Raw genomic sequence first — 24,252 nt, forward strand, 5'->3', positions numbered from 1 at the left:
GTGGTCTCCCCAGGGACGTCGTCGGGCGTGCATGTCAGCGTCGGCCGAGATCGGGTTCGGCCGGAACAGCTTATGCGCGGGAGGCCGCTCACGCAGGCGGACCCACCGCGACCGGCACGGCCGCGGTGTGCATAGACTTCTCGGGACTCGAGCGTCCGACCGACGTTCCCCGACGACCGTCGACGAGACCTCCAGGACCCCCATCCCGTGAAACTGTTCGTGCAGATCCCCTGTCTCAACGAGGAGGCGACACTCGCCTCCGTCATCGAGACGATCCCCACCTCGATCGACGGCATCGACGAGATCGAGATCCTCGTCATCGATGACGGGTCCTCCGACCGGACGCGGGAGGTCGCCGAGGCCCTCGGGGTCCGGCACTTCGTGCGGCACACCAGGAACATGGGACTCGCCCGGTCCTTCCGCGACGGGGTCGACTACGCGCTGCTGCACGGCGCCGACATCGTCGTGAACACCGACGGCGACAACCAGTACCCGCAGGAGTCGATCGCCGAGCTCGTGCAGCCGATCGTCGCCGGGCAGGCCGACATCGTCATCGGGGACCGCCAGACGCGCACGATCGAGCACTTCTCCCGGTTCAAGCGCAGCATGCAGGCCCTCGGGAGTCGCGCGGCGAGCATCGCGGCGGGCGTGGACCTGCCGGACGCGGCGAGCGGGTTCCGCGCCTACTCCAAGTACGCGTTGATCCGCCTGAACATCGTGACCCGCTTCAGCTACTGCATGGAGACCATCGTGCAGGCCGGCTACAAGCGGCTGGCGGTGACGAGCATCCCGATCCGGACGAACCCGAAGACCCGCGAGTCCCGACTGTTCAGCAACATCTGGCAGCACATGTTCCAGTCCGGTTCGGCGATCGTGCGGGTCTACCTGATGTACCGGCCGATCGCGCTGTTCGCCTGGATCAGCACACTGCTCGCGATCGGCGGGCTCGTGCCGTTCGTGCGGTACCTCATCCTCCGCGAGACGGACGCCGGCGGGGACCACGTGCAGTCCCTCCTGCTCGGCGTCGTCCTCGTCATCACCGCGCTCCTGGCGATGGTGATCGGCGTCGTCGCCGACCTCACCAGGCTGAACCGGACCCTGGCGGAGGACACCCTCGACCTCCAGAAGCTCCTCAGGTACGGCGATTGAGCAGCCGGCTCGATCCGTCGGTGCGCCGGTCGAGCCGGGGCGAGCGTCTGCTCGTCGCGCTCCTCACCGCGGCGTTCGTGCTCCTCGGGGCCACATCGGCACTCCTGGTACCGGTGCTGCAGGCGCCGGACGAGACCGCCCACATCGACACCGCGCTGCACCTGGCGCTCGGTGACGGGTACGTCGCACCCGCCGAGGAGCGCGTGCTCGCCGCCGTGCAAGAGGCCGAGTCGAGTGCGGCCTCGACGCCCGCCGCGGACCGACCCACCTGGGGCGAGCTGCTGCGCGACCACCCGGGCGAGACCACACGCGTCGACCAGATGACGCAGCACCCGCCGACCTGGTACCTCATCGCGGCCGGTGTGCTCCGCGCGGTCGGGTTCGAGCACGTGCGCTGGGACCTCACGGTGCTCATGCTCCGTCTCCTCGGGGTCGGGTTCGTCGCGCCGGTGCCGCTCCTGACGTGGATGACGCTCCGGCGCCTGCTCGGGTCCCCCCGGATCGCGATCGTCGGCGCGATCGCCGTCCTCGCGGTGCCGCAGGTGGTGCACATCGGCGCCTCGGTGTCGAACGACCCCCCGGTGATCCTCCTCGGCGCCGTCGTGACATGGCTCGTCGCCCGGGTGCTGACCGGCGAGCGCCGCCTCCCGACGCTCCTCGGACTCGGTGTTGCCGCCGGACTCGCCGCCTGGTTCAAGGGCACCGGCCTCCCGGCGGTCCCGTTCGCCGCGATCGCGACGCTCGTCGCCGCCCCGCTCGCGGGCCGGACGCCGCAGCTCCGTCGGCGGCTGCTCGACACGCTCCTGGTGCTCGCAACCGCCGGTCTCGTCGGCGCCTGGTGGTGGGTGCGGAACCTCGTCGTCCACCGCACGCTGCAGCCGGAGGGCCTCCCCCGCGCCGCCGTGCCGTGGGACCCGGGAACCGGTCCGGACCTCGGGTACTTCGTCAACCACGAGTGGGACGGCGTGACGGCGAGCTTCTGGGGGTACTTCGGCAAGCTGCAGTACCCGATGTCCCCGATCCTGACCGACCTGCTCTCCTTCGCCGTGCTCGTCGCCGTCGCAGCGTCCTTCGCGCGCGGACCGCACCGACGGACCGCGCTCGTCCTCGCCGTGTTCCCGGTGGTCCCCGCGCTGCTGCTGCTCCGGACGAACTGGTCGGCGTACGACGCCCTGCACCAGATCGCGGCCGCGCAGGGTCGGTACCTGTTCGTCGCGCTCGTCCCCGTCGTGGCGCTGTGCGTGATCGGGTGTCTGCGGCTCACCGACCGGTCACCGGTCCTCCGGCGTCGCCTCGGACTCGCGGTGGTCGTCGGTGCCCCCGTCGTCGCGCTCTACGGGCTGAGCATCGCCTACCGCGGGTTCTGGGAGGGCGCGCACACCACGATCACGAGGACCGGGCTCGCGCACCTGGCGTCACTGACGCCCGGTGGACGGGGGGCGCTCGCGGTCGTCGTCGTCCTGATGCTCGTGTCGCTGGTCGCCCTCGTCGTCGCGAGTTGGCGCTCCGTGCGCGACAGAGCGACACCGGAAGCCACTCACTAGACTGTCCGGCGACTGTGTCAACGGCCACGTAAAGGAACGCAAACAGTGAAGATCCTCGTCACCGGAGGAGCCGGGTTCATCGGCTCGAACTTCGTCCGCCGCACGCTCCAGGACGCCTACCCCGGGCTCGAGGGGGCCGACGTCGTGGTCTACGACGCACTGACCTACTCGGGGAACCTCGAGAACCTGCGCCCGGTCGCCGACTCCCCCCGGTACACCTTCGTGCAGGGTGACATCACCGACGCGGACAAGCTCGACGAGGTGCTGCCGGGTGTCGACGCGATCGTGCACTTCGCCGCCGAGTCCCACGTCGACCGCTCGGTCCGTGACTCCGGGATCTTCGTCGAGACCAATGTGCTCGGCACCCAGCGCCTGCTCGATGCGGCGCTCCGCAACCAGACCAAGCGCTTCGTGCACGTGTCGACCGACGAGGTCTACGGCTCGATCAGCGAGGGCTCGTGGGCCGAGGACCGCCCCCTGGAGCCGAACTCCCCCTACTCGGCGTCCAAGGCCGGCAGCGACCTCCTGGCGCGGAGCTACCACCGCACGCACGGCATGGACCTCTCGATCACGCGCTGCTCGAACAACTACGGGCCGTACCACTTCCCCGAGAAGGTCATCCCGCTGTTCGTCACGAACCTCATCGACGACAAGCACGTCCCCCTCTACGGCGAGGGCAACAACATCCGCGACTGGCTGCACGTCGATGACCACACCCGTGGCATCGCGATGGTGCTGACCCGCGGTCGCGCGGGCGAGGTCTACAACATCGGCGGCGGCACCGAGCTCACGAACAAGGAGCTCACGCAGATGCTCCTCGACGCGACCGGCAAGGACTGGTCCTCCGTCGACCGCGTCGCCGACCGCCTGGGCCACGACCTCCGCTACTCGGTCGACATCTCCAAGATCCAGGCCGAGCTCGGCTACGAGCCGCAGGTGCCGTTCGAGCAGGGTCTCGCCGAGGTCGTGCAGTGGTACCGGGACAACCGCGCGTGGTGGGAGCCGCTCAAGGAGCGCGCGGCGCTGGTCTGAGCGCGACGATGACCCGCTACCTCATCACCGGAGCCGCCGGCATGCTCGGCCAGGATCTCCGGCACGCCCTCGCCGACCGCGACGTCACGGCGCTCTCCCGCGCCGAGCTCGACATCACGGACGCCAGCGCCGTCGAGCGGGCGGTCGCCGGCCACGACGTCGTCATCAACTCCGCCGCCTACACGAAGGTCGACGACGCCGAGACGAACGAGGCCGAGGCGCACCGCGTCAACGCCGACGGTCCCGCGGTCCTCGCGAGGGCGAGCGTGCAGGCCGGCGCGAAGCTCGTCACCGTGTCGACGGACTACGTCTTCGACGGCAACGGCACGGCGCCCTACGCCGAGGACGCGCCGACCGACCCGCTCAACGCCTACGGGCGCTCCAAGGCGGCCGGCGAGGCGCTCGTCCGCTCGATCGCTCCGGACTCGTCGTACATCGTGCGCACCGCGTGGATCTACGGCGCGCACGGGCCGAACTTCGCGAAGACGATGCTCCGGCTCGCCGGGTCGCACGAGACCGTCAGCGTCGTCGTCGACCAGGTCGGACAGCCGACGTGGACGGGCGACCTCGCGGCGCAGATAGTCGCGCTGCTCGACGCCGACGCCCCGGCGGGGATCTACCACGGGACGAACAGCGGTCAGGGCTCGTGGTTCGACTTCACCCGGGCGATCTTCAGCGAGGCCGGGCTCGACCCCGAGCGCGTGCAGCCCACCGACAGCGGTGCGTTCGTCCGTCCCGCGCCGCGGCCCGCCTACAGCGTGCTCGGCCACGACGCCTGGTCGCGCGCCGGTCTCGCCCCGATGCGCGACTGGCGGGAGGCACTGCACGCCGCCGCCGAGGCGGGTGTCCTGAGCGCGTGACCCGGGCCACAGCCCTCGTGGTGGGCGGCGGCGGGTTCCTCGGGCGAGCCGTCGCCGGCGCGCTCCGGGCGGCGGGCACCGAGGTGTCGGTCCCGACCGTGCCGTGGGCGTCCCCGGCGGACGCGGCAGCGACGCTCGTCGAGGCCGTCCGCGCGATCCGGTCCCACGGGTCCCCGTGGCGCCTCGTCTGGTGCGCGGGCGTCGGCATCGTGGACACCGGGGCCGACGCGTTCGAGGCCGAGGCGGCCCTGCTCGACGAGGTCCTCGACGCCACGTCGATGCCGGCGGGTGGCCCGGACTCCGACGGGGTCGTGTTCTTCGCGTCCTCGGCCGGAGCCGTCTACGCGGGATCAGCCGAAGCGCCGTTCGACGAGTCGACGACCCCGGTGCCCCTCGCCCCGTACGGACGCACCAGGCTCCGCGCCGAGGAACGGTTCGCGACCTGGTGCACCGAGACCGGAGCCGCGCTCCTCGTCGGACGGATCGCGAACCTCTACGGCCCGGGGGCGAACCTGTCGAAGCCGCAGGGCCTCGTCTCCCAGCTCGCGCTCGCCCACGTCGAGCACCGTCCGTTCACCGTCTGGGTCCCACCGGAGACCACGCGCGACTACCTCTACATCGACGACGCGGCCGCCATGGTCGTCGCGGCGATCGACATGGTGGCGCGTCGCCGCGACCACACCCCGACCACGAAGATCTTCGCGGCGCAGCAGGGTCGGACGATCACGGACGTCGTCGACGCCGTCACCCGGGCCGTCGGGGCCCCACTCGACGTCCGGACGGGCACCAGCGCGACCGCCTCGGTGCACGGTCGCGATCTGCGGTTCCGTTCCACGATCCTCCCGGCCGTCGACGACCGCACGCTCGTCGCGTTCGATGACGGCGTCCGCCGGACGGTCGACGCGATCCGCGCGAGGCACGTCCGATGACCACCCCGACACGAGGAGCCGAGATGCCCGGACCGAGCCGGCGCGACCGCATCACCGGCTGGCTCGGTGCGCACCCGTGGTTGTCCGTGACCGTCGTGAGCGCCGTGCTGTTCGTGCTCGCCGCCTCGATCGCGCGCGCCTTCACCTACCCGCCCCTCAACGGCGGCGACGAGCCGGCGCACTTCGACTACGTAATCTCCGTGTGGCACGGACACCTGCCGGTGTTCGAGAACGGTCTGACCTACCGGGCGCCGTTCGGTGCGTCGACGCCCGTGCAGTGGGTCTCGCAGCACCCGCCGCTGTACTACCTGGTGCTCGCACCGGTCGTCGCGCCGCTCTTCGACAGCGGCCATGCACTCCTGGCGGTGATGGCCGGTCGCGGCATGAGTGCGCTGATGACGGGCGGCGTCGTGCTCGCGTCGGCGTGGGCCGCATGGCGCTGCTTCCCCGGTCACCGGCGTCTGCCCGGCGGTGTCGCGATCGTGACCGCGCTGGCCGGGATGGTCATCCAACAGGGCGGTTCGATCTACAACGACGTGCTGTTCGTGCTGTTCTCGGTCCTGGCGTGCGGGATCGCCGGTGCCGCGATCCGTTCGGGGATGGGCGGCGGGCTCTTCATCGGGGCCGTGCTCGTCTGCGCCGGCGGCATGACCACGCGGCTCTCGTTCGCACTCTGGATGGTCGCGCTGCTCGTCGCGATCGTCCTCGCGCGGCGCGTCCGTCTCTGGCGACTGTCGGGTGTCCGCGCCCGGATCGTCGCGGTCCTCGGCCCGGTCGTCGCCGCGGGTGCGGCGTCCGGGTGGTTCTACCTGCACAACAAGGCGACGGCGGGGAACTTCAGCGGCCGACACGCTGAGTGGGGCCTCGAGCACATGGGCCGCGTCGTGCGCCCGCGCCTCGACGTCGCGTTCGACGGCACCTTCTGGACCGGGCTGTACGGCGTCTACCGCGGTGTGCTCCCCCAGACCGACCTCACGCAGTGGTTCATCATGCTCGTCCCGATGGCGCTCGCGGCTGCCGCCGGTGTCTGGGTCCTGCTCCGTCGCCGGCGGACCGCCGAGCATCCGAGCCGTCGTGCGGACGGCCGCGAGCAGCGGCTGCACCGGCTCCGCACCGCCCTCGTGGTCGCGATGCTGGTCGCCGTCACGATCCTGCTCAGTGTGATCGAGATCGGCTACGTGCACGGGGGCGGCGCTCCGAACACCCGGTACGCGCTGACCGTGATGATCGTGATCGCGATGGTGATGGCTGCCGGACTGACCGCCGTCCGCCGCGCGTCGGGCGTCCTGCTGACGCTCTGGATCGCCGCGGCGTTCATCCCGTACCTGTCGCTCGTCGACCTGCACGTCGTCGGCATCGTGCCGCACGCCGCTCGGGTCGTCCAGTTCATGGTGGCGCTGTCCGTCGTCGCGGCGGTCGGGTGCGTCGTCGGGGCGTTCCTCGACGCACGCCGAGCGGCCGGGCCGGACGCCCACCGAGCCGGGCCGGAGGCTCGCCGAGACGGGCCAGACGCCCACCGAGCCGGGCCGGAGGCTCGCCAAGACGGGGCGGAGGCTCGCCGAGACGGGGCGGAGGCTCGCCGAGACGGGGCGGAGGCTCGCCAGCCGGGTGCGGGCTCAGGCGCGGCGGGCGGCGTCGAGCAGCAGGCGGTACCGATCGCCGACCGCCTCGACGGTGTGTGACGCGGCGGTGATCGCCGCGGCACGGCCGAGCCGGTCCCCGAGCTCCAGATCGGCGACGAGCCGGTCCACGGCCGCGGCGAGCGCGTCGGGGTCACCGGGTGCGACGAGGAGTCCGTTGACGCCGTCCTCGATGACGTCGACGATCCCGGGCACCGCTGAGGCGACGATCGCGCACCCGGCCGACATCGCCTCGAGGAGCGCGACCGGCAGCCCGTCGCGGTCGCCGTTCCTCGCCGGAACCGACGGGTAGAGCGCGACACTCGCGCGGGCGTACTCCGCCGCCAGGGCCTCCTTGCCGAGCGCACCCCGGAACACGACGGTGTCACCGGCCCGCCGTTCCAGGTCTGCCCGGAGCGGTCCGTCGCCGACGACCACGACCGACGAGCGCTCCACGGTCCGGTCGAGCGCATCGAGGAGGACCGCCGCACCCTTCTTCTCGACGAGCCGTCCGACGAAGAGCACCCGGCCTGGCACCCGGGTCTCGGTCGCCACCGCCCGCGAGATCGGCTCGAGGTCGACCCCCATCGGCACCACGTGGACCTGGTCCGGTCGCGCCCCGAGGGCCGCGAGTTCCCGCGCCATGTCGGTGCTCATGCACGTCACGGACGCAGCGCTCCGGATCACGGCGCGTTTGACGGCCTGGAGGATCGGGGCGCGCAGTGCGTAGAGGTCACCACCCAGCGTCGTCACGACACGCGGCAGGTCACCGAGGACGAGCCGCCCGACAGCCCCCTGCGGGATGATCCAGTGCAGGAGCGCGACGTCGGGATGCGACCGCCGCTGCTCGCGGCGGAGCGCCACGGCCATCGCCCCGAAGAAGAACGGCACCTGCAGCCAGCGCTTCCGGTCCGCGCGGAGGTTGTCGACGATCGCGCCGTCGGCGAGGTCCCGCCAGCGCTCAGGGAAGTAGCGGAACCTCCGGACCTCGACGCCGCCGATCGACTGATGCCGACGGGCGCCCCTCGTCATCGGTGCGACGACGACGACCCGGTGGTCCCGGGACAGTGCGATCGCCAGGTCGAGGACGAACCCCGGCGTGCCGTCCCCCGCCTCGGCCGGGAACGTCGACGCCGCGACGAGCACGGTCGGACGGGCGGAATCGGGCTGCATGCGGCGGGCTCGCTTAGAGTTGTCGGTCGATGGACGCACAGCAGCCTACGGGGTCCGCGCCGACGCCCCCGCCGAGGCCCGAACACGCCGACGAGCAGGCAGCGCACGCCGACGAGCGGGCGTCGAGCGTCGCCGGGGACCCCTCGGACGACGCCGCCTCGCCGAGGTCCGGGCGTGAGCGGGTCCTGACGGTCGTCAAGTGGCTCGCCGCGGTCGTCGCGGTCGTGCTGCTCGTGGTCGGCGTGGTCGGCCAGTGGGACCGGATCGTCGCGGACTTCGCCCGCCTCGACGCGCGCACCGTGCTGCTCGGCATCGCGTGCACCCTCGCCGCACTCGTGGCCAACATGCTCTCCTGGCGCGCGATGATGGCCGCGACCGGCGCCAGGGTCCGCGTCGCTGCGGCAGCGTCCATCTTCTTCGTCGGCCAGCTCGGCAAGTACATCCCCGGCGGGGTCTGGTCGATCGCCGCGCAGTCCGAACTCGGTCGGGCCCACGGACTCGCCCGGACCGGGAGCGCAGTCGCGTCGCTCGCATCGATGCTCGTCAGCATGGTCACGGCAGCGCTCGTCGGACTCGTCGGTCTGCTGCTGTCCTCCGGCGACGGTCTCCGGACCTTCTGGTGGCTCGTCCTCGTGGTGGTCGTCGGTCTCGTCGCGCTCACCCCGACCTTCCTCGGTCGCCTCATTGCGCTCGCCTTCCGTGTGCTCCGACGACCGCCCCAGGACATCCGCCTGACCTGGTCCGGGACGATCTGGTCGATCGTCTGGTCGATCGTGATGTGGCTCGCGTACGGCGTCCAGGCGACCCTGGTGCTCCGGGCCTTCGGTGTCGAGACCGCGGCGCTCTTCCCGATCGCCGCCGGTGCCTACGCGGTCGCCTGGCTCGTCGGGTTCGTGGTCGTCATCGCCCCGGCCGGCCTCGGACCGCGCGAGGGCGTACTGGTCCTGCTGCTCGGCGCGGCCGCCGGCGCGAGCGGCGCACTCGCCCTCGCGGTGGTCAGCCGCGCGTTCATGACGCTCGGCGACGCCGTCCTCGCCGGTGTCGGGTCCGCACTCGCGGTCCGGCACCGTCGACGCGCGGCCCGGGCACCAGAGCGGCCCTGACCAAGAACCCCGGCCCAGGAACCCCGGCCCGGGTCCCCGCGTCGCCCGCACCCGACAGGCACCCGGTGACGCGGTGCGCCGGAGCGGAATTGCCGGTGGGCACTGATACTGTCGGGCAGCCCGGACGGGGAGGCGCTCGCGCCTCGGTATCCCGTCGGACGAGCACCCGAGCCAGACCAGGAGAGTACCCACCGAGATGACCACCCTGCGCGTGATCGTCGACCAGACCGTCGCCCCCGTCCCGGGTGGCATCGGTCGGTACGCTGAGGAACTCACGCGCGAGCTCATCGCGACCGCTCCCGCCGGCTGCGACGTCGCGGGCATCGTCTCCGCGACGACGCCGGCCGACCTCGCCCACCTCAGGATGCTCCTGCCGGGCCTCGTCGAGCTCGAGCGGTTGGCGCTCCCCCGTCGCGAACTCTCGCTCGCCTGGGAAGCCGGGTTCGGCAAGCACGCCAGCAAGGGCATGGTCCACTCGCCGAGCGTGCTCGGCCCCCTCGTCAAGCACAACCGCTTCATGGAACCCGGACACCAGACGGTCATCACGGTCCACGACGTCGTGCCATGGACGCACCCCAAGACCCTCACCGCGCGCGGTGTGCACTTCCACAAGGCCATGGTGAAGCGAGCCTGGAAGCACGCGGACGCGGTCGTCGTGCCCACGCACGCGGTCGCGGCGCAGCTCAACGAGATCCACCGCTTCGACGAGCGGCTCCGTGTCATCGGCGGCGCACCGAGCGGACGGCTCCGCGTCCCCGTCGACGCGGACGTCCGGGCCGAGCGTCTCGGGCTGCCCGAGCGGTACGTCCTCGCCATCGGGACCCTCGAGCCCCGCAAGGGCCTGCAGTACCTCATCGAGGCGATGGCGCACCCGGACGCGCCGGCGGACATCCCCCTCGTCATCGGCGGCCCCGACGGCTGGGGCGACGTGGACGTCGTGGGGACCGCCGAGCGTGCCGGTCTGGCACCGGGGCGGGTCAAGGTCCTCGGGCGCGTCGACGACGCCGACCTCGCGGTGGCGTACTCACGCGCGTCGGTCTTCGTGTTCCCGAGCCTCGCCGAGGGCTTCGGGCTGCCCGTGATCGAGGCGATGAGCCTCGGGACCCCGGTCATCCACTCCGACGCTCCCGCGGTGCGCGAGGTCGCCTCCGACGCTGCGGTCATGGTCGAGACGAGTCCGCTCGAGAGCTACCCGGAGCGACTCGCACACGCGATCTTCCAGGTCACGAGCGACTCCACGCTCGCCGAGCAGCTGACGTTCGCCGGTCCGGACCGCGCCCGGATGTTCGACTGGCGTGACTCCGCGAACGAGGTCTGGCAGCTGCACGCCGACCTCTGACACGAGGCCAGTCCTGCGCCGCCGACTTCTCCACGGCCCGTCCTGCGCCAGGGAGCGTCAACTGCGCCAGGGATCACCTCGGGGCGTTGACGCTCCCTGAGGCAGAACAGAACAGGACTGGGCGGGACGGGACGGGACAGGTCAGAACAGGGCAGAACGAGACAGGACGGGCGGCTGCGGCGATCGGCGCCGAGAGCGCCTAGAGCGCCTCGCGGAGCGCGGCGGCCTTCTGCTCGACCAAGGCCTCGAGTCCGTCGGCGTACGCGGCGAGTCGGGCGGACACCCCGGCGTCGGCCGTCCCGATGATCCTGGCGGCGAGGAGTCCGGCGTTCGCGGCACCGTTGATCGCCATGGTCGCGACCGGGATCCCGGCGGGCATCTGCACGATCGACAGGAGCGAGTCGAGGCCGTCGAGCCGCGCGAGCTGCACCGGGACGCCGATCACGGGCAGCGTCGTCACCGCTGCGAGCATCCCCGGCAGGTGCGCGGCTCCCCCGGCGCCGGCGATGACGACCCGGATGCCACGGGCTGCCGCACCGCGTCCGAACCGCATCATCTTGTCGGGGGTGCGGTGCGCCGAGACGACGTCCGCCTCGAACGGGATGCCGAGTTCGGTGAGCATGTCGGCCGCCGGGCGCATCGTCGGCCAGTCCGAGTCGGACCCCATCACGACGGAGACGAGCGGCTGTGGGTCGGTGCTGTCGGTCACGCCACGATCGTACCGGGGCCGGGGCGCGTCACCCGCGGGTACCCGACGACCAGACCGCGGTGGAGTTCTTGTAGAGCACGAGGTTGCCGTCCGGCTGGATGACGAGTCGCATGCCGGACCCGCCGAGGCGCGACGTCCCGGACGACCACAGCGCCGTACCCGACCTGGCGTACAGCACGAGGTTGCCGTCGGCCTGCATGCGGAGCGTGGCACCGGGCGACCGGCTCGTGCCGGTCGACCAGACGCCGCGGGTGCCGATGTACACGACGAGGTTGCCGTCGGCCTGCATCACGAGACGCCGGACGCCGTTCGGCCGGGCGATCGACTGCCCGGTCGTGAGGGACGAGACCGGCCGCATCGTGTCGCTGACCGCTGGCGCGGGTGCACTCGGGGACGGCGTCGCCGACGGCTTCGGACTCGCAGTCGGCGCAGCGGTCGCGGTCGGCTTCGCCGTCGGCGCAGCAGTCGGAGCGGCAGTCGGGGTCGCCCCCTGGTCCGCCACCGGCGAGGTCGTCGCCGGCGCCGTCGCCGGCGCCGGCGCGCGGTTCGCGACGAGGCCCTGCGCGTACGACGCGAACCACGCGCCGGCCACCGGTCCGCCGTTGCACGTGCCGTCGCTCGCCCCCGGTGTCTTGATCCAGAGCCGGGCATCGAGCGCGGTCGACCCGTCGGCGACGGCCGGCGGCGTGCCGAGGCCGGCGCCGGGCGGGTTGCACCACGTCCCGCGCCATCCCTGCCCGTTCCGCGAGGTGTCGATCACGTAGTGCGAGCCACCGGTCATCGCGGAGACCCGGTCGGCGTACGCCTGCTCGGTCGCCGTCGGGTAGTAGTTCGAGACGTTCGTGGCGAACCCCCTGGCGGAGTCGACCCCGGCCTTGACGAGCCGCGCGGCCATCTCCGCGGGCGGCACCCAGTTCGAGTTGCCGGCGTCGATGTAGGACGGGACCCCGGCCGCCGCGAGGGCCCGCACCTCGTGCTGCAGCAGGGTGTACCGGGTGGCGGCCTCCGCGGGGCAGTTGCTGAGCGCCGCGAGGGCGTCCGGCTCGACCACGACCACGGCGCGCTGTCCGCGGAGGGTCGTCGCGATGCGGTCCGTCCACGCCTCGTACGCGGTGGCCGTCATGCCGCCCGCGGAGTACCCACCGCAGTCCCGGTTCGGGATCGCGTACGTCACGTACACGGGCGTCGTCCCGGCCGCGGCCGCGGCCGTCTGCGTGCTCGTCAGGAGCTGGGTCAGCTGGGCATCCGAGTACCAGTCACCGAGCCAGATGGCGATCGGGTACCGCGCGATCGTCGCCGCGGCGGCCGACCCCGCGCTGTCCCCTGATGCCGCGAGCGAGGCCGCGTACCGCGCGGGGGTGGAACTCGGCTGCAGGTACGGTCCGCCGCTGAACACGGTGGACGCCGACGCCGTGCGGATGGTGGCGCCCGTGACCGGCGCGGCAGCGGCCGCCGGTGCGGCACCCGCCGGAGCGGCGACGGCCGGGAGGATCGTGGCTGCGACGACCGCGACGGCGAGCGCCACGAGGACGGTCGCGCGGGTCATCCACGCCGTGGACGGTGTGTCGAGAGTGCGGGGCATCGGCGTTCCTGGCGGTGATGAGCGGGCATCGAGGAGCGTGCATCGGGTCGCACAGTCGAGCGCACGGAGGATCGTGCGCGCGAGGGTCGTTCGTCGTCGATCACACCAGCTCCGCCGGTCGTCGACCAGCCGCCAGTCCGGGTGCCACCCGCCCTGGGGACGCGGCCCGGGCCTCCAGGCAGGTCAGCCGTCGGCGGCTCAGCCGTCAGGCCCGGCCAGCCGGGCCGGGTCAGTCGTCGAAGTGCGCTGCCGCCGCCCGCGCGCGGAACACGACGTCCTCGACGTCATCGCCCGTCACGGTCACGTGACCGACCTTGCGCCCGGGGCGGGGTGCCTTGCCGTAGAAGTGGAACTTGGCGTCGGGGAACTCCGCGAGCGCCGCCGGGTACCGGGCCGCGAGGTCGCCGTCGGACGGCCCGCCGAGCACGTTGATCATCACGCTGACCTCGTCGTGCATGCCGGTGGCCCCGAGCGGCAGGTCGAGGACCGCTCGGAGGTGCTGCTCGAACTGGCTCGTCGTCGCACCGTCGATCGACCAGTGCCCGGTGTTGTGCGGACGCATCGCGAGCTCGTTGATGAGGATCCGCTCGTCGTCGGTCTGGAACAGCTCGACCGCGAGCACACCGGTGACCCCGAGCTCCTCGGCCACGCGGACGGCGATCGACTCCGCCATGTCCGCGACCCGACCGGCGCTGCCCGGTGCGGGGGCGATGACCTCGGCGCAGACTCCGTCCGCCTGCACGCTCTCGACGACCGGCCACGCGACGATCTCGCCCGAGGGCCGTCGCGCGACGGACTGCGCGAGCTCCCGGGTGAAGGACACGAGCTCCTCGGCGAGGAGCGCGTCTCCGGTGTCCGCGGAACGGGCCGTGTCCGCGGAGCGAGTGGCGTCGGCGCCGAGCTCGGCCAGCGCGATGAACCAGTCCTCGACCTGATCGGGGCTGTCGACGACGCGGACGCCCTTGCCGTCGTAGCCGCCCCGCGCGGTCTTCACGACGACGCGACCGCCGTGGGCGTCGAGGAACTGCTGGAGCTCGTCGGCGTCGCGCACCGCAGCCCAGTCCGGGACCGGGAGCCCGAGCTCGGCGAGGCGGGTGCGCATCACGATCTTGTCCTGCGCGACCGCGAGGGCGTCCGGGCCGGGGTGCACCTGGACACCGGCCTCGACGAGTGCGCGGAGGACGTGCTGCGGGACGTGCTCGTGGTCGAAGGTGACGACGTCGACGGTCTCCGCGAAGGCGAGGACGGTCGCGGTGTCGTGGTAGTCGCCCTCGGCGGTGGCCGCGATCGACGCGGACATGTCCGGCCCCTCGGCGAGCACGCGGATGTCGATGCCCAGCTCGATCGCCGCGGGGACCATCATCCGCGCCAGCTGTCCGCCACCGATCACTCCGACTCGCAACGCCATGGCTGCAGTCTATTGGCCGTCCATCACGGTTTCGGATCGCTTTCCGCGACGCACCCACCGCCGGGCGGGTGCTCCCCCGCACGCCCTGGCATGATCACCGAGCACGCCGTCCTGTCCGGTCCGGAGCAGTCCGGCCCTGTCCGTCCTCGAGGAGGACCCCATGTCCCCGAAGTCCGTCCGCCGCATCGAGCTCCGCTCGCGGGCCGTCCCCGCACTCGTCGCGATCGGGCTCGGGAGCGCTCTGGTGCTCGCCGGATGCAGCACGGGCGACGACACGGTGCCGAGTCCGACACGGTCGCACACGCGGTCCTCGACACCTTCCCCGAGCACGAGTCCGGCCGCCGACGACGAGGCCACGACGGGTACCGGTGGATCGACCGGCACCGGAACGGGCGACACCGGCGCCGCGGGCGGGAGCGGCTCCTCGGACGGGGCCGGCGACGACGGCGGGACCGGCGACGGCACGGGTGGGAACGGTACGGGCGGGAGCGACTCCGGCTCCGCGTCGGCACTGTCCGACGCACAGCTCGGCACCATCGGCACGCAGGCGATCGCCGCCGCGGGGGCGACCGGCTCGGGCGGCGCGGCGACCGTCCTCTCCGCCACCGGGTCGAGCGACGAGTGGACCGTCGTGACGGCGGGCGCCGACGGGTCCGAGACCCAGTCCGTCGTCTCCCTCGCCCTCGGCCGTGTGAGTTCCGGCCCGTTCCCGAAGTCCGTCGACGCCGCGACCCAGTCGGCGAACAGAGCGCTCACCGCCGCGGCGAGCACCGGCTTCCAGGCCGCCGCGGCCGCCGCACAGGGCGCCGTGCCGAGGGGCACCCTCACCGCGATCCAGCTCGGCGGGTCCGCGAGCACACCGCGGTGGACGGCGACGGTCTCCGCGAGCGGCGCGGCGCACACCGTGGTGGTGGACGCGGCGAGCGGCAGGGTGCTCTCGACGAGCTGACCCCCCGCAGGACCGCCCGGGTGCCTAGCGCCCCATGCCGCGGTACGTGAACCCCGCGTCCCGCCACGCCACGGGGTCGAGGCAGTTCCGGCCGTCGAGCACCACGCGGTCCGTGACGACGGATGCGACCTCGAACGGGTCGAGGTCGCGGAACTCCTGCCACTCCGTCAGCACGAGCACGACGTCCGCCGCCGCCAGGGCCTCGCGAGCACTGCCGACGTACGTCAGTGTCGGACGGACACGTCGGGAGGTCTCGTTCGCCTCGGGGTCGAACGCCAGGACCTCGGCCCCCGCGTCGTGCAGCCGGATCGCGATGTCGAGCGCCGGGGAGTCCCGGACGTCGTCCGAGTTCGGCTTGAACGCGAGCCCGAGCACGGCGATCCGCTTGCCGACGACCGACCCGCCGAGGAGCTCGGTCGCGGCCTCCACCGCCCGGTCGCGACGTCGGAGGTTGATCGCGTCCACGTCGTCCAGGAAGTCGAGCGTGTGCGGGAGTCCGAGCTCGACGGACCGCGCGCGGAAGGCCCGGATGTCCTTCGGCAGGCAGCCGCCGCCGAACCCGAGTCCGGCGTTCAGGAACTTCCGCCCGATCCGGGCATCGAGGCCGATCGCGTCCGCGAGTGCCGTGACGTCGGCCCCGGTGACCTCCGCGATCTCCGCCATCGCGTTGATGAACGAGATCTTCGTGGCGAGGAACGCGTTCGCGCTGACCTTGACGAGCTCGGCCGTCGCGTGGCCGACGACGAGCCGGGGCGTGCCGGCTGCGATCGCGCCCGCGTAGACCTCGTCGAGCACCGCGACGGCGTGCGCCCCGGCTTCCTCGTCCGGCGCACCCGCGTCGCCGCCGGGGACCCCGTACACGAGTCGGTCCGGGGCGATGGTGTCCTGGACGGCGAACCCCTCGCGGAGGAACTCCGGGTTCCAGACCAGCACGGCGCCGGGCACCGCGGCGGTCAGCTCCGCGGCGAGCCGAGCCGCGGTCCCCACGGGCACGGTCGACTTGCCGACGACGAGGTCTCCCGGACGGACGTACCGCGTCAGCTCGGTGAACGCGGCGTCGACGTACCGCAGGTCCGCGGCACCGTCAGCGCCCTGCGGCGTCCCGACGGCGATGAAGTGCACGCGGGCACCGGCGACCTCGGACATGTCGGTGGTGAACCGGATCCGTCCGGTCGCGGTCGCCGCCGCGAGGGTCTCGGGGAGCTCCGGCTCGAAGAACGGCGCCTCCCCCCGCGACAGGGCGGCGATGCGCTCCGGGTCGACGTCGACCGCGACGACGTCGTGTCCCACCTTGGCCATGGACGCGGCGTGCACGGCACCGAGGTACCCGCACCCGATCACGGAGATCTGCATGCCTGTGAAAATATCAGAACGGCCGGCCCGGTCCGCCACCGATGATGTCGTCCCAGCGTGGTCCGGAGCGCGGTCGAGGCCGGTCGTGCGCCTCGACGAGGTCGTGCAGCACCGCGACGACGAGGTCCGCGGACGGCACGTCGGCGATGACGAGGGGACGGTCCTCGCCGGGGAACACCAGCACGTCGCCGGTGCGGAACACGCCCTGGAGCCCGGTGCGTCGGACCGTGACGTCGTACCCGCGCGAGTGCAGCAGTTCGTGTCGGTGCCGGACGACCAGCCCGCTCGTGATCACGAGCCGCCGCGTCGTCACGAGCGTGCGGTGCCCGAGCCACCGCACCAGCGGGGCGACGGAGCCGATCAGCAGCAGCAGGAGGGTCAGACCAGCGACGACCAGGTTCACCCAGGCCCACTCCGCCCGGAACACCCCGAGCCCGAATCCGCCGCCGACACCGACCACGAACGCCCAGACGACGGGCCAGAACAGCCGGCGGGCGTGCGGACGGAAGCGCGCGATGACCCGCTCGGGCTCGCGCTCGTCTGCGCCCGGACCGGCGTCGTCCCGCGAGAGGCCCTCGTCGTCGCGCGACGAGCGCGGCGAGCGCGGCGAGCCCGCCGAGGCCGCCGAGCCCGCCGGAGCAGCGGAGTCCCACGTCGGACGCGCAGGAGCGGCGTCGGCCCACGTCGGGCGTGTCGGAGTGGCGGTGTCGTCGGGGAACCGGCCCCGGGCCTCCAGTCCGGATGCGGGGCGCGTGTCGTCGCGGTGACCGTCCGGCTGCTCACCCGGCCATCCGTCGCCGAGGGGCCAGCGGTCAGTCATGGCGGAGGTGGGTGACGTCGCCGACCGCGATCGCGGACTCGACGCCGTCGTCGCCGCGCACCAGGAGCCGCCCGGCGGTGTCGAGACCGACGGCGTCGGCGAGCACGACCGCGCCGTCCGGGAGCTCGAGGCGGACGCGGCGCCCGATCGTCCCGCATGCCGCGCGGGTCGCGGCGAGGACGCCGGCCGCGGCCGGACCACCTCCGGCGAGCGCCCGGACAGCGTCCCGGAGCGCGGTCCACCAGACCGTGAGCACGGCGTCGGCGAGGTCGGCCGCGGTGCCGACGGCACCCTCGACCAGGAGGGACGTGGCGGTCGGCGTGGGCAGGTCCGGCTCGGCGATCGTCAGGTTCACACCGCTGCCGACGACGACGGAGCCGTCGGCGGCGATCTGGGCGAGGATGCCGCAGACCTTCCGCTCGGCCGTGGACGGGCCGCCGATGAGCACGTCGTTCGGCCACTTCACGAGCACCGGCGCGTCGGGCAGCACCGTCTCGATCGCCGTCCGCATCGCGGCTCCGGCGACGAGCGGCAGCCACCCGCGGACCTCGTCCGGCAGCGGGGTCCGCACGAGCACGCTCATCGCGAGCATCTGGCCCGCGGGCGCCTGCCACACGCGGTCGAGTCGTCCGCGCCCGGATGTCTGCCCGAGGGTGGCGAGGACGGCGAGGTCCGGCAGCGGGGCTGGTCCGTCCGTCGCACGGAGCATGTCCGCGTTCGTCGAGCCGGTCGACGCGACGGCCGTCACCGGGACCCCTGCGGCACGCGCACGGGTGAACGGCGGGACGTCAGGTGCGGCGGCGGGGTCGGAGGACATGTCCGTCAATCTACGGCCGGAACCGTGGAGACCCGTCGGCGGCTCGGCGAGGACCGGCCGGTAGGGTGTCTGGGTGACCTCAAGCACCCCCGCCGCCGGCGACCGCTCCGCCCCCGACCTCTCGACGACCGCGGGACGCCTCGCGGACCTCAGGGACCGCTACCACGAGGCCGTCACGGCCGCGGGTGAGAGCGCGATCGCCAAGCAGCACAGCAAGGGCAAGATGACGGCGCGCGAGCGCATCGCCGAGCTCCTCGACGAGAACTCCTTCGTCGAGCTCGACGAGTTCGTCCGGCACCGCACGCACGCGTTCGGCATGGACGCCAAGCGCCCCTACGGCGACGCGGTCGTCACCGGCATGGGCACCATCCACGGACGCCAGGTCGCGGTGTACGCGCAGGACTTCACCGTCTTCGGGGGATCCCTCGGCGAGGTCGCCGGCGAGAAGATCATCAAGGTGATGGAGCTCGCGATGAAGACCGGGGTCCCGATCCTCGGCATCCTCGACTCCGGCGGCGCCCGTATCCAGGAGGGCGTCGTGGCCCTCGGCAAGTACGGCGAGATCTTCCGCCTCAACACCGCGGCGTCGGGTGTCATCCCGCAGATCTCCATCATCATGGGCCCGGCCGCCGGCGGTGCGGTGTACTCCCCCGCGCTCACCGACTTCGTGATCATGGTCGACAAGACGAGCCACATGTTCGTCACGGGTCCGGACGTCATCAAGACCGTCACAGGCGAGGACGTCGGCTTCGAGGAACTCGGGGGCGCGCACACGCACAACGCCGTCTCCGGCGTGTCCCACTACCTCGCCGACGACGAGCACGACGCGCTCGACTACGCCCGGTCGCTCGTCGGGTTCCTGCCGGACAACAACCTCGCCGACCCGCCGGTGTACGAGTCCGCCCCCGAGCTCGAGACGACCGACGCGGACCGCGAGCTCGACGTCGTCATCCCGGACTCGACGAACCAGCCGTACGACGTCATGACGGTCATCGAGCACCTGGTCGACGACGGCGACTTCCTCGAGGTCCAGCCGCTCTTCGCCCCGAACATCGTCATCGGGTTCGGCCGCATCGACGGTCACACCGTGGGCGTCATCGCGAACCAGCCGTCCGCGATGGCCGGCACGCTGAACATCGACGCCGGCGAGAAGGCGTCTCGCTTCGTGCGGTTCTGCGACGCCTTCTCGATCCCGATCCTCACCCTGGTGGACGTCCCCGGGTACCTCCCCGGCACCGACCAGGAGTGGACCGGCGTCATCCGGCGCGGAGCGAAGCTGCTGTATGCCTACGCCGAGGCCACGGTCCCCCTCGTCACCGTCATCACCCGCAAGGCCTACGGCGGCGCGTACATCGTGATGGGCTCGAAGCAGCTCGGCGCGGACATCAACCTCGCCTGGCCGACCGCCGAGATCGCGGTGATGGGCGGCCAGGGTGCCGTCAACATCCTCTACCGCGCCGAGATCAAGAAGGCGGAGGAGGCCGGCGAGGACGTCGCCGCCGTCCGCACCCGCCTGGCGAACGAGTACACCTACAACGTCGCGTCGCCGTACCTGGCGGCCGAGCGGGGCGAGCTCGACGGGATCATCCAGCCGCACGCCACGCGCGTCGCGGTGATCAAGTCGCTCCGGGCGCTCCGCGGCAAGCGCGCGCAGCTCCCGCCGAAGAAGCACGGGAACATCCCGCTGTGACCGGTCACGAGTCGGCCGAGGACCGGCCTGGAGGCACGGCTGACGAATCGCAGGTCGCCCCCGGCATGCGCGTCGTCGCCGGGGCACCGACGCCGGAGGAGCTCGCCGCCGTCGCGGCGGTGCTCCAGGCCGCCGCGGTCGAGGCCGCAGCAGCCGGACGCGCGGTCGTGTCCGACACCCCGCGATCGGCGTGGAACGCGAGTGCCAGGGGCCTCCGGAAGCCCGTGGTCCGCGGCGGCGCGGGGTGGCGCGAGTCCCTCCGCTGAGCTGTACCCCGCGCTCGATGCCCCGGAACAGGGAGCGATGCGTCGCGCCGAGTGCTGATCGGCACACGGGTGCGGTGCGCGGCCCTCGAACGAGGGGCGTTCCACCACAGATGTCGTCTGGACTGTCCCCCTAAATGACGACTGTCGGACTGGTGGAAACACGGCATCATTGAACATGTTCGGTGCTTCTCACAGTCGCATCGCCGGACGGTGGCCGACTAGGGTACGACGCCACCGGACGGATGAGAGTCAGGGCGATATTCGGGTTACCGCTCTGACTCGGAACGTTGAACGGGGCCGGTCGCGAAAGCGCCGGCCCCTCTTCCGTTCCCGGCCCGGATCGCGTCTCGGGACGCCGCCACCTCGTCGGGCGTGGTCAGGCCGGTCGCTCATCCCGGCACGGTGTCGCTGTACGCACACGCACCGGATGCGGTCGCATCGAGCGACATCGAGGCCCGAAAACGACGTCGGAACTCCTGCACGGTGTCGCCGTATGCTCACGCACCGGATGCGGTCGCATCGAGCGACATCGCGGCCCGGAAACGACGTCGGAACTCCGGCGCGGTGTCGCCGTATGCCCACGCATGCCGAGCCGCCCCGCGAGCTCGGGGACCATGCGGAGGCACCGCGCACGCTCTGCGGCGGAGAGGTCGCCGACGGCACCCCGACCGATCCACCCGGGCGACGCGCTGCCCACGGCTGCGACGGACACCACCATCCGCGCGCTGACGCGCTGGACCCCGCCGGACGGGAGGCACGGTGCCAGCCCGCACCGTGCCTCCCGTCCGCATGGTGGAACGTCCGCAACCGCACCCCGCGGCATCCGCGTGCTCGGCGGCCGCATCGCGGGCGGTCGCGGTCAGGCGACCGGGCTCCCGGAGCGTTCGATCTGGACCCAGAGGACGACCGAGTCGTCCTCCTCGTCGTCGTCGCCGGAGTCCATGCCGAGCGCCGTGAACTCGCTCGCCTGGGTGTCGAGGCGGAGTCCGACGACCGTGACGGCCGTCTCGGTCCCCTCGGCGACGGTCCGGACGATGACCGAGTCCGACCCGGCCGCACGACGGAGTGCGTCCGCGAGCTCGCTGTGGACCCGGTCGCGTTCGACGGTGTCGAGGTCGTCCAGCCCGCCCTCGTCGAGCAGCTGCACGCTGGCGCCCTGCCGCCGGAGCACCATCACCTCGTGCCGGACATCGTCGGAGAGCAGGCTCCGTCCGCGGATCTCGTCACGGATCGCGCCCTCGAGGTGCAGGCACTCGGCACGCTCCGCCTCGGTGAGGTTCCCGCAGGACGCGATGACCCGCTCGAGCATCGGCAGCGCCATCCGCGTGGTCTGCTGCAGGCGGAACTGCCGCTCGTACACGTGCGCGTCCTGGGCGGCCTGCCAGTCGGCGGTCTCCTGCTCGGCACGGACGAAGTCGCGCGTCGCCCTGGTGGCCGTGTTCACCGAGTTGGAGAACATCGTCGACACGAGCACCCAGGTCAGGTCGCCGATCACCCCGGTGGACGCGAGTGCCCCCGGTCCGAGCACGAGCACGGTCTGGACGGCCAGGAACCCGACACCGACCCAGCCGAAGACGATCCGGCCCCTGACCGTCAGGATCACCATCAGCGTGCCGATCGCGGCGACGTACCAGGTGGCGTACCCGGCGTTCGCGGCCCCGTTCGGCAGCTGTGGGGTGATGACGATCGGCATGACGCAGACCGTGGCGAGCGCGAAGCACGACGCCCAGATCGGCACGACGGCGCCGCGGGCCAACAGTGCGGCCGCGGTCGCGGCGGCGTACAGGATCATGCACGCGATCACGGGTGCGATCGCGGTGACCGTCCCGAGGCTCGTCACGCCGAGGAGCAGGTGGTACATCGAGAAGATGGCGGCGAGCGCGTTCGCGATCTTTGCCGGGACAGAGACCCTCACGGGGTGCTCCACCCGAGCCGGACGCGCGTCCCGGCTCCGGGCGCACTGGTCAGTTCGACCTCGCCACCCACCATCGTGACGCGTTCGAGGATCGACCGGCGGACCCCGAGACGCTCCGCGGGCACCGTGTCGATGTCGAACCCGGCACCGTCGTCCACGACCTCGACCCGCACGCCGTGCTGTTCGACCACGCTGACGGTGATCCGGCGCGACACGGAGGCGTCGCCGGCGTGCTGGACACTGTTCACGGCGGCCTGGATCGCGGCGGACGCCAGGGCGTCGGCGACGGCGGCAGGCACGCTGAGCGCGGTCCGTGGCGCGTTCTCGACCGGACCCACGACGACCGGTGCCACGAATCCCTCGACGGCGACTGCGATGCGTTCGCGGAGCAACTGCACGGTCACGGGTGGCATGTCGGATTCCAGGCGACCCGATGCCGTGGCGAGGTGGGTGATCGCGTTCTGCGCCATGCTCGCTGCGAGCGCCTTGTCCGCCGCGGTGTCGGTCCGTGCCGCCGAGAGCAGTGTCGTCAGGACGCTGTCATGCACGATCGCGTCGACCTGGACGCGCTCGAGCTCCGTCGCGTGCGCGTGGATGGCACGGGCGTACCGGGCCACAGCGGTCGCCTGCGCGGCATCGACCCCGGCCGCCGTCCGCCGCACGACCGTGATGAGCGCGAGGCCGGCACCGCCGAGGATCAGGATGTACACGCCGTCGAGCGCCGCCTGCTCGAACGAGGCCCCGCCGCCCTGCGGCGTCATCCGGATGGCGGCGTACGCCACCGGGACGAGCACCGTGTAGACGATGGCCCGCCAGGTCGCGAACCCGAGCGCGGCGGCCTGGGTGGCGACGTTGCAGAGCCACCACGGCCACGGGAGCTGACCGTCGGGCAGGGTCCCGTGCACCGTGAGCGGCCAGGTGACGAGCGCGACGAGGAACACGAGCGCGACGGCCACCTGGGCACCGCGCGCGATCCGGTACACGATGCCGGAGAGCCCGACCACGAGGATCGCGAGTCCCATCGCACTCGCCATCACGGTGCCCCAGAAGGGGTCGAGCCGCGGGAGCTGTGCGGTGATCGCGCCGAGGTTGGTCGCGGCGAAGCCGATGCCACCGACGGCCATGATGATCGAGAACGCCCGCTCGACGGACGAGGCGTTGATCGTCGCCCGGACCCCGCGCGACGGGTCGGGACCGAACGCCGGCAGACCCGTCACGCTGCCGGGTGCCGCGCCGGGACCGGCCACGGCGGACGACACCGGGCCGGACGACGCCGAGGTCTCAGCGACCATCGCCGTCCGCGTCGAGCCCCGGCAGGATGCCGTCCTCGACCGCACGGCGCAGCAGGTCGACCTTCGTCGGTGCCGGGCGACCGACCTCGACGTACTTCACACGGATGCGGTCGAGGTACTCGCGCGCGGTGGAGTACCCGATCCCGAGCTGCTGGGCGGCGAGCTTGAGCGGCAGCCCCGATGCATAGAGGTGCAGGATCTCGCGCTCGCGACGCCCGAGCTGGGCCTTGGCGAAGTCGCGGTCGGCGTCGATCGCGCTCGCCCACTCGAGGTTGTTGAGCACGTCGCCACGGGCCACCGTCGCGACCGCGGCCATGACCGTCTTGGTCGCCGAGGACTTCGGGATGACCCCAGCGGCACCGGCGGCGAGCGCCTCGCGGACGCTGGCGACCCGGTCGGCGATGCTGTGCACGAGGACCGCCGAGCCGGTGCCCTGGACGTTCTTCACGTTCTCGGTGACACTCGTGCCGTCGCCGAGGGACAGGTCGAGGACGACGACGTCGACTTCTCGGTGGTCGAGCCGGTCGACGTAGTCCGGGACGCTCGCGGCGGTGAGGACGACCTCGAAGCCCTCGTTCTGGCACGCCGCCTGGATCCCGAGCCGCACGGACTCGTGGTCGTCGACGATCGCGACCCGGACGGGCCGCGTCGCCAGTCCGGTCGCTGTTCCGCTGGTGGTCGTGTCTGCTGCCACGGTGCCCTC

Annotated in this window: 21 protein-coding genes; 11 read left to right on the top strand and 10 right to left on the bottom strand. The window is 72.4% G+C overall.

The features are described 5' to 3' along the window. Nucleotides 1–207: 207 nt before the first annotated feature. The 6 genes from ASF23_RS11630 to ASF23_RS11655 are packed head-to-tail and all read left to right on the top strand — an operon-like array spanning nt 208 to nt 7,196. Nucleotides 208–1,149, top strand: a complete 942-nt coding sequence (locus ASF23_RS11630; RefSeq protein WP_055953558.1) for a glycosyltransferase family 2 protein — start codon at nt 208–210, stop codon at nt 1,147–1,149. Next, nucleotides 1,146–2,693, top strand: a complete 1,548-nt coding sequence (locus ASF23_RS11635; RefSeq protein WP_082474088.1) for a DUF2142 domain-containing protein — start codon at nt 1,146–1,148, stop codon at nt 2,691–2,693. Before ASF23_RS11630 ends, ASF23_RS11635 begins: the two co-directional genes overlap by 4 nt. A 45-nt stretch (nt 2,694–2,738) precedes the next feature. Beyond that, on the top strand, nt 2,739–3,725 hold the full coding sequence (gene rfbB / locus ASF23_RS11640) for a dTDP-glucose 4,6-dehydratase (RefSeq protein WP_055953564.1): 987 nt from the start codon (nt 2,739–2,741) through the stop codon (nt 3,723–3,725). An 8-nt stretch (nt 3,726–3,733) separates the two neighbouring features. Further along, complete coding sequence (gene rfbD / locus ASF23_RS11645; protein ID WP_055953567.1) at nt 3,734–4,585, top strand: dTDP-4-dehydrorhamnose reductase; 852 nt, start codon at nt 3,734–3,736, stop codon at nt 4,583–4,585. Next, entirely contained in the window at nt 4,582–5,514 is a 933-nt protein-coding gene (locus tag ASF23_RS11650) for an NAD-dependent epimerase/dehydratase family protein (RefSeq protein ID WP_055953569.1), read from the top strand. Before rfbD ends, ASF23_RS11650 begins: the two co-directional genes overlap by 4 nt. Nucleotides 5,515–5,537: 23 nt before the next feature. After that, nucleotides 5,538–7,196 (top strand): ArnT family glycosyltransferase, encoded by a 1,659-nt coding sequence (locus tag ASF23_RS11655; RefSeq protein ID WP_055953572.1) that lies wholly within the window; start codon nt 5,538–5,540, stop codon nt 7,194–7,196. On the opposite strand, the gene ASF23_RS11660 is transcribed toward ASF23_RS11655, so the two are convergent. Continuing rightward, nucleotides 7,131–8,306, bottom strand: a complete 1,176-nt coding sequence (locus ASF23_RS11660; RefSeq protein WP_055953575.1) for a glycosyltransferase — start codon at nt 8,304–8,306, stop codon at nt 7,131–7,133. The two genes, ASF23_RS11655 and ASF23_RS11660, sit on opposite strands and share 66 nt — an antisense overlap. A gap of 29 nt (nt 8,307–8,335) precedes the next feature. Between ASF23_RS11660 and ASF23_RS11665 the strand changes: the two genes are divergently transcribed. Beyond that, nucleotides 8,336–9,409, top strand: coding sequence for a lysylphosphatidylglycerol synthase transmembrane domain-containing protein (locus ASF23_RS11665; protein WP_055953578.1), 1,074 nt, complete (start codon nt 8,336–8,338; stop codon nt 9,407–9,409). Nucleotides 9,410–9,605: 196 nt separating this feature from the next. Beyond that, nucleotides 9,606–10,748 (top strand): glycosyltransferase family 4 protein, encoded by a 1,143-nt coding sequence (locus ASF23_RS11670; protein ID WP_055953581.1) that lies wholly within the window; start codon nt 9,606–9,608, stop codon nt 10,746–10,748. Between the two features lie 199 nt (nt 10,749–10,947). Here the strand turns inward: ASF23_RS11670 and purE are convergent, their stop codons facing one another. The 3 genes from purE to ASF23_RS11685 all read right to left on the bottom strand — a co-directional run bounded on the left by purE (nt 10,948) and on the right by ASF23_RS11685 (nt 14,447). Beyond that, complete coding sequence (purE, locus tag ASF23_RS11675) at nt 10,948–11,415, bottom strand: 5-(carboxyamino)imidazole ribonucleotide mutase (RefSeq protein WP_055954358.1); 468 nt, start codon at nt 11,413–11,415, stop codon at nt 10,948–10,950. A 70-nt stretch (nt 11,416–11,485) separates the two neighbouring features. Next, nucleotides 11,486–13,039, bottom strand: a complete 1,554-nt coding sequence (locus ASF23_RS11680) for a glycoside hydrolase family 6 protein (RefSeq protein WP_055953584.1) — start codon at nt 13,037–13,039, stop codon at nt 11,486–11,488. 229 nt (nt 13,040–13,268) lie between these two features. Further along, nucleotides 13,269–14,447: a 5-(carboxyamino)imidazole ribonucleotide synthase gene (locus ASF23_RS11685; protein WP_055953587.1), complete on the bottom strand. Its 1,179-nt coding sequence runs from the start codon at nt 14,445–14,447 to the stop codon at nt 13,269–13,271. A gap of 160 nt (nt 14,448–14,607) precedes the next feature. On the opposite strand from ASF23_RS11685, the gene ASF23_RS11690 reads away from it, so the two are divergent. Next, a complete protein-coding gene (locus ASF23_RS11690) occupies nt 14,608–15,396 on the top strand; it encodes a hypothetical protein (protein WP_055953590.1) in 789 nt (262 codons plus the stop codon). Between the two features lie 24 nt (nt 15,397–15,420). Here the strand turns inward: ASF23_RS11690 and ASF23_RS11695 are convergent, their stop codons facing one another. From ASF23_RS11695 to ASF23_RS11705, 3 genes are read right to left on the bottom strand one after another with little or no spacing between them, the layout of a single operon-like run. After that, nucleotides 15,421–16,749 (bottom strand): UDP-glucose dehydrogenase family protein, encoded by a 1,329-nt coding sequence (locus ASF23_RS11695; protein WP_055953593.1) that lies wholly within the window; start codon nt 16,747–16,749, stop codon nt 15,421–15,423. 13 nt (nt 16,750–16,762) lie between these two features. Next, a complete protein-coding gene (locus ASF23_RS11700; RefSeq protein ID WP_055953596.1) occupies nt 16,763–17,569 on the bottom strand; it encodes a PH domain-containing protein in 807 nt (268 codons plus the stop codon). After that, nucleotides 17,562–18,386 (bottom strand): biotin--[acetyl-CoA-carboxylase] ligase, encoded by an 825-nt coding sequence (locus ASF23_RS11705; protein WP_055953599.1) that lies wholly within the window; start codon nt 18,384–18,386, stop codon nt 17,562–17,564. Before ASF23_RS11705 ends, ASF23_RS11700 begins: the two co-directional genes overlap by 8 nt. A 73-nt stretch (nt 18,387–18,459) precedes the next feature. Here ASF23_RS11705 and ASF23_RS11710 point away from each other — a divergent pair, with 73 nt between their 5' ends. Further along, a complete protein-coding gene (locus tag ASF23_RS11710; RefSeq protein WP_055953602.1) occupies nt 18,460–20,076 on the top strand; it encodes an acyl-CoA carboxylase subunit beta in 1,617 nt (538 codons plus the stop codon). Then, nucleotides 20,073–20,342, top strand: coding sequence for an acyl-CoA carboxylase epsilon subunit (locus ASF23_RS11715; protein WP_055953605.1), 270 nt, complete (start codon nt 20,073–20,075; stop codon nt 20,340–20,342). Before ASF23_RS11710 ends, ASF23_RS11715 begins: the two co-directional genes overlap by 4 nt. Nucleotides 20,343–21,201: 859 nt before the next feature. On the opposite strand, the gene ASF23_RS11720 is transcribed toward ASF23_RS11715, so the two are convergent. The 3 genes from ASF23_RS11720 to ASF23_RS11730 are packed head-to-tail and all read right to left on the bottom strand — an operon-like array spanning nt 21,202 to nt 24,243. Further along, nucleotides 21,202–22,257 carry a hypothetical protein gene (locus tag ASF23_RS11720; protein WP_235510877.1) on the bottom strand — a complete coding sequence of 352 codons (1,056 nt, stop codon included), beginning with the start codon at nt 22,255–22,257 and terminating at the stop codon, nt 21,202–21,204. Then, nucleotides 22,254–23,549, bottom strand: coding sequence for a sensor histidine kinase (locus tag ASF23_RS11725; protein WP_082474090.1), 1,296 nt, complete (start codon nt 23,547–23,549; stop codon nt 22,254–22,256). Before ASF23_RS11725 ends, ASF23_RS11720 begins: the two co-directional genes overlap by 4 nt. Beyond that, nucleotides 23,539–24,243 (bottom strand): response regulator transcription factor, encoded by a 705-nt coding sequence (locus tag ASF23_RS11730; RefSeq protein WP_055953611.1) that lies wholly within the window; start codon nt 24,241–24,243, stop codon nt 23,539–23,541. The genes ASF23_RS11725 and ASF23_RS11730 overlap by 11 nt, the downstream gene beginning before the upstream one ends. Nucleotides 24,244–24,252: the final 9 nt, after the last annotated feature.

The organism is Curtobacterium sp. Leaf261 (assembly GCF_001422205.1).
GTDB lineage: Bacteria > Actinomycetota > Actinomycetes > Actinomycetales > Microbacteriaceae > Curtobacterium.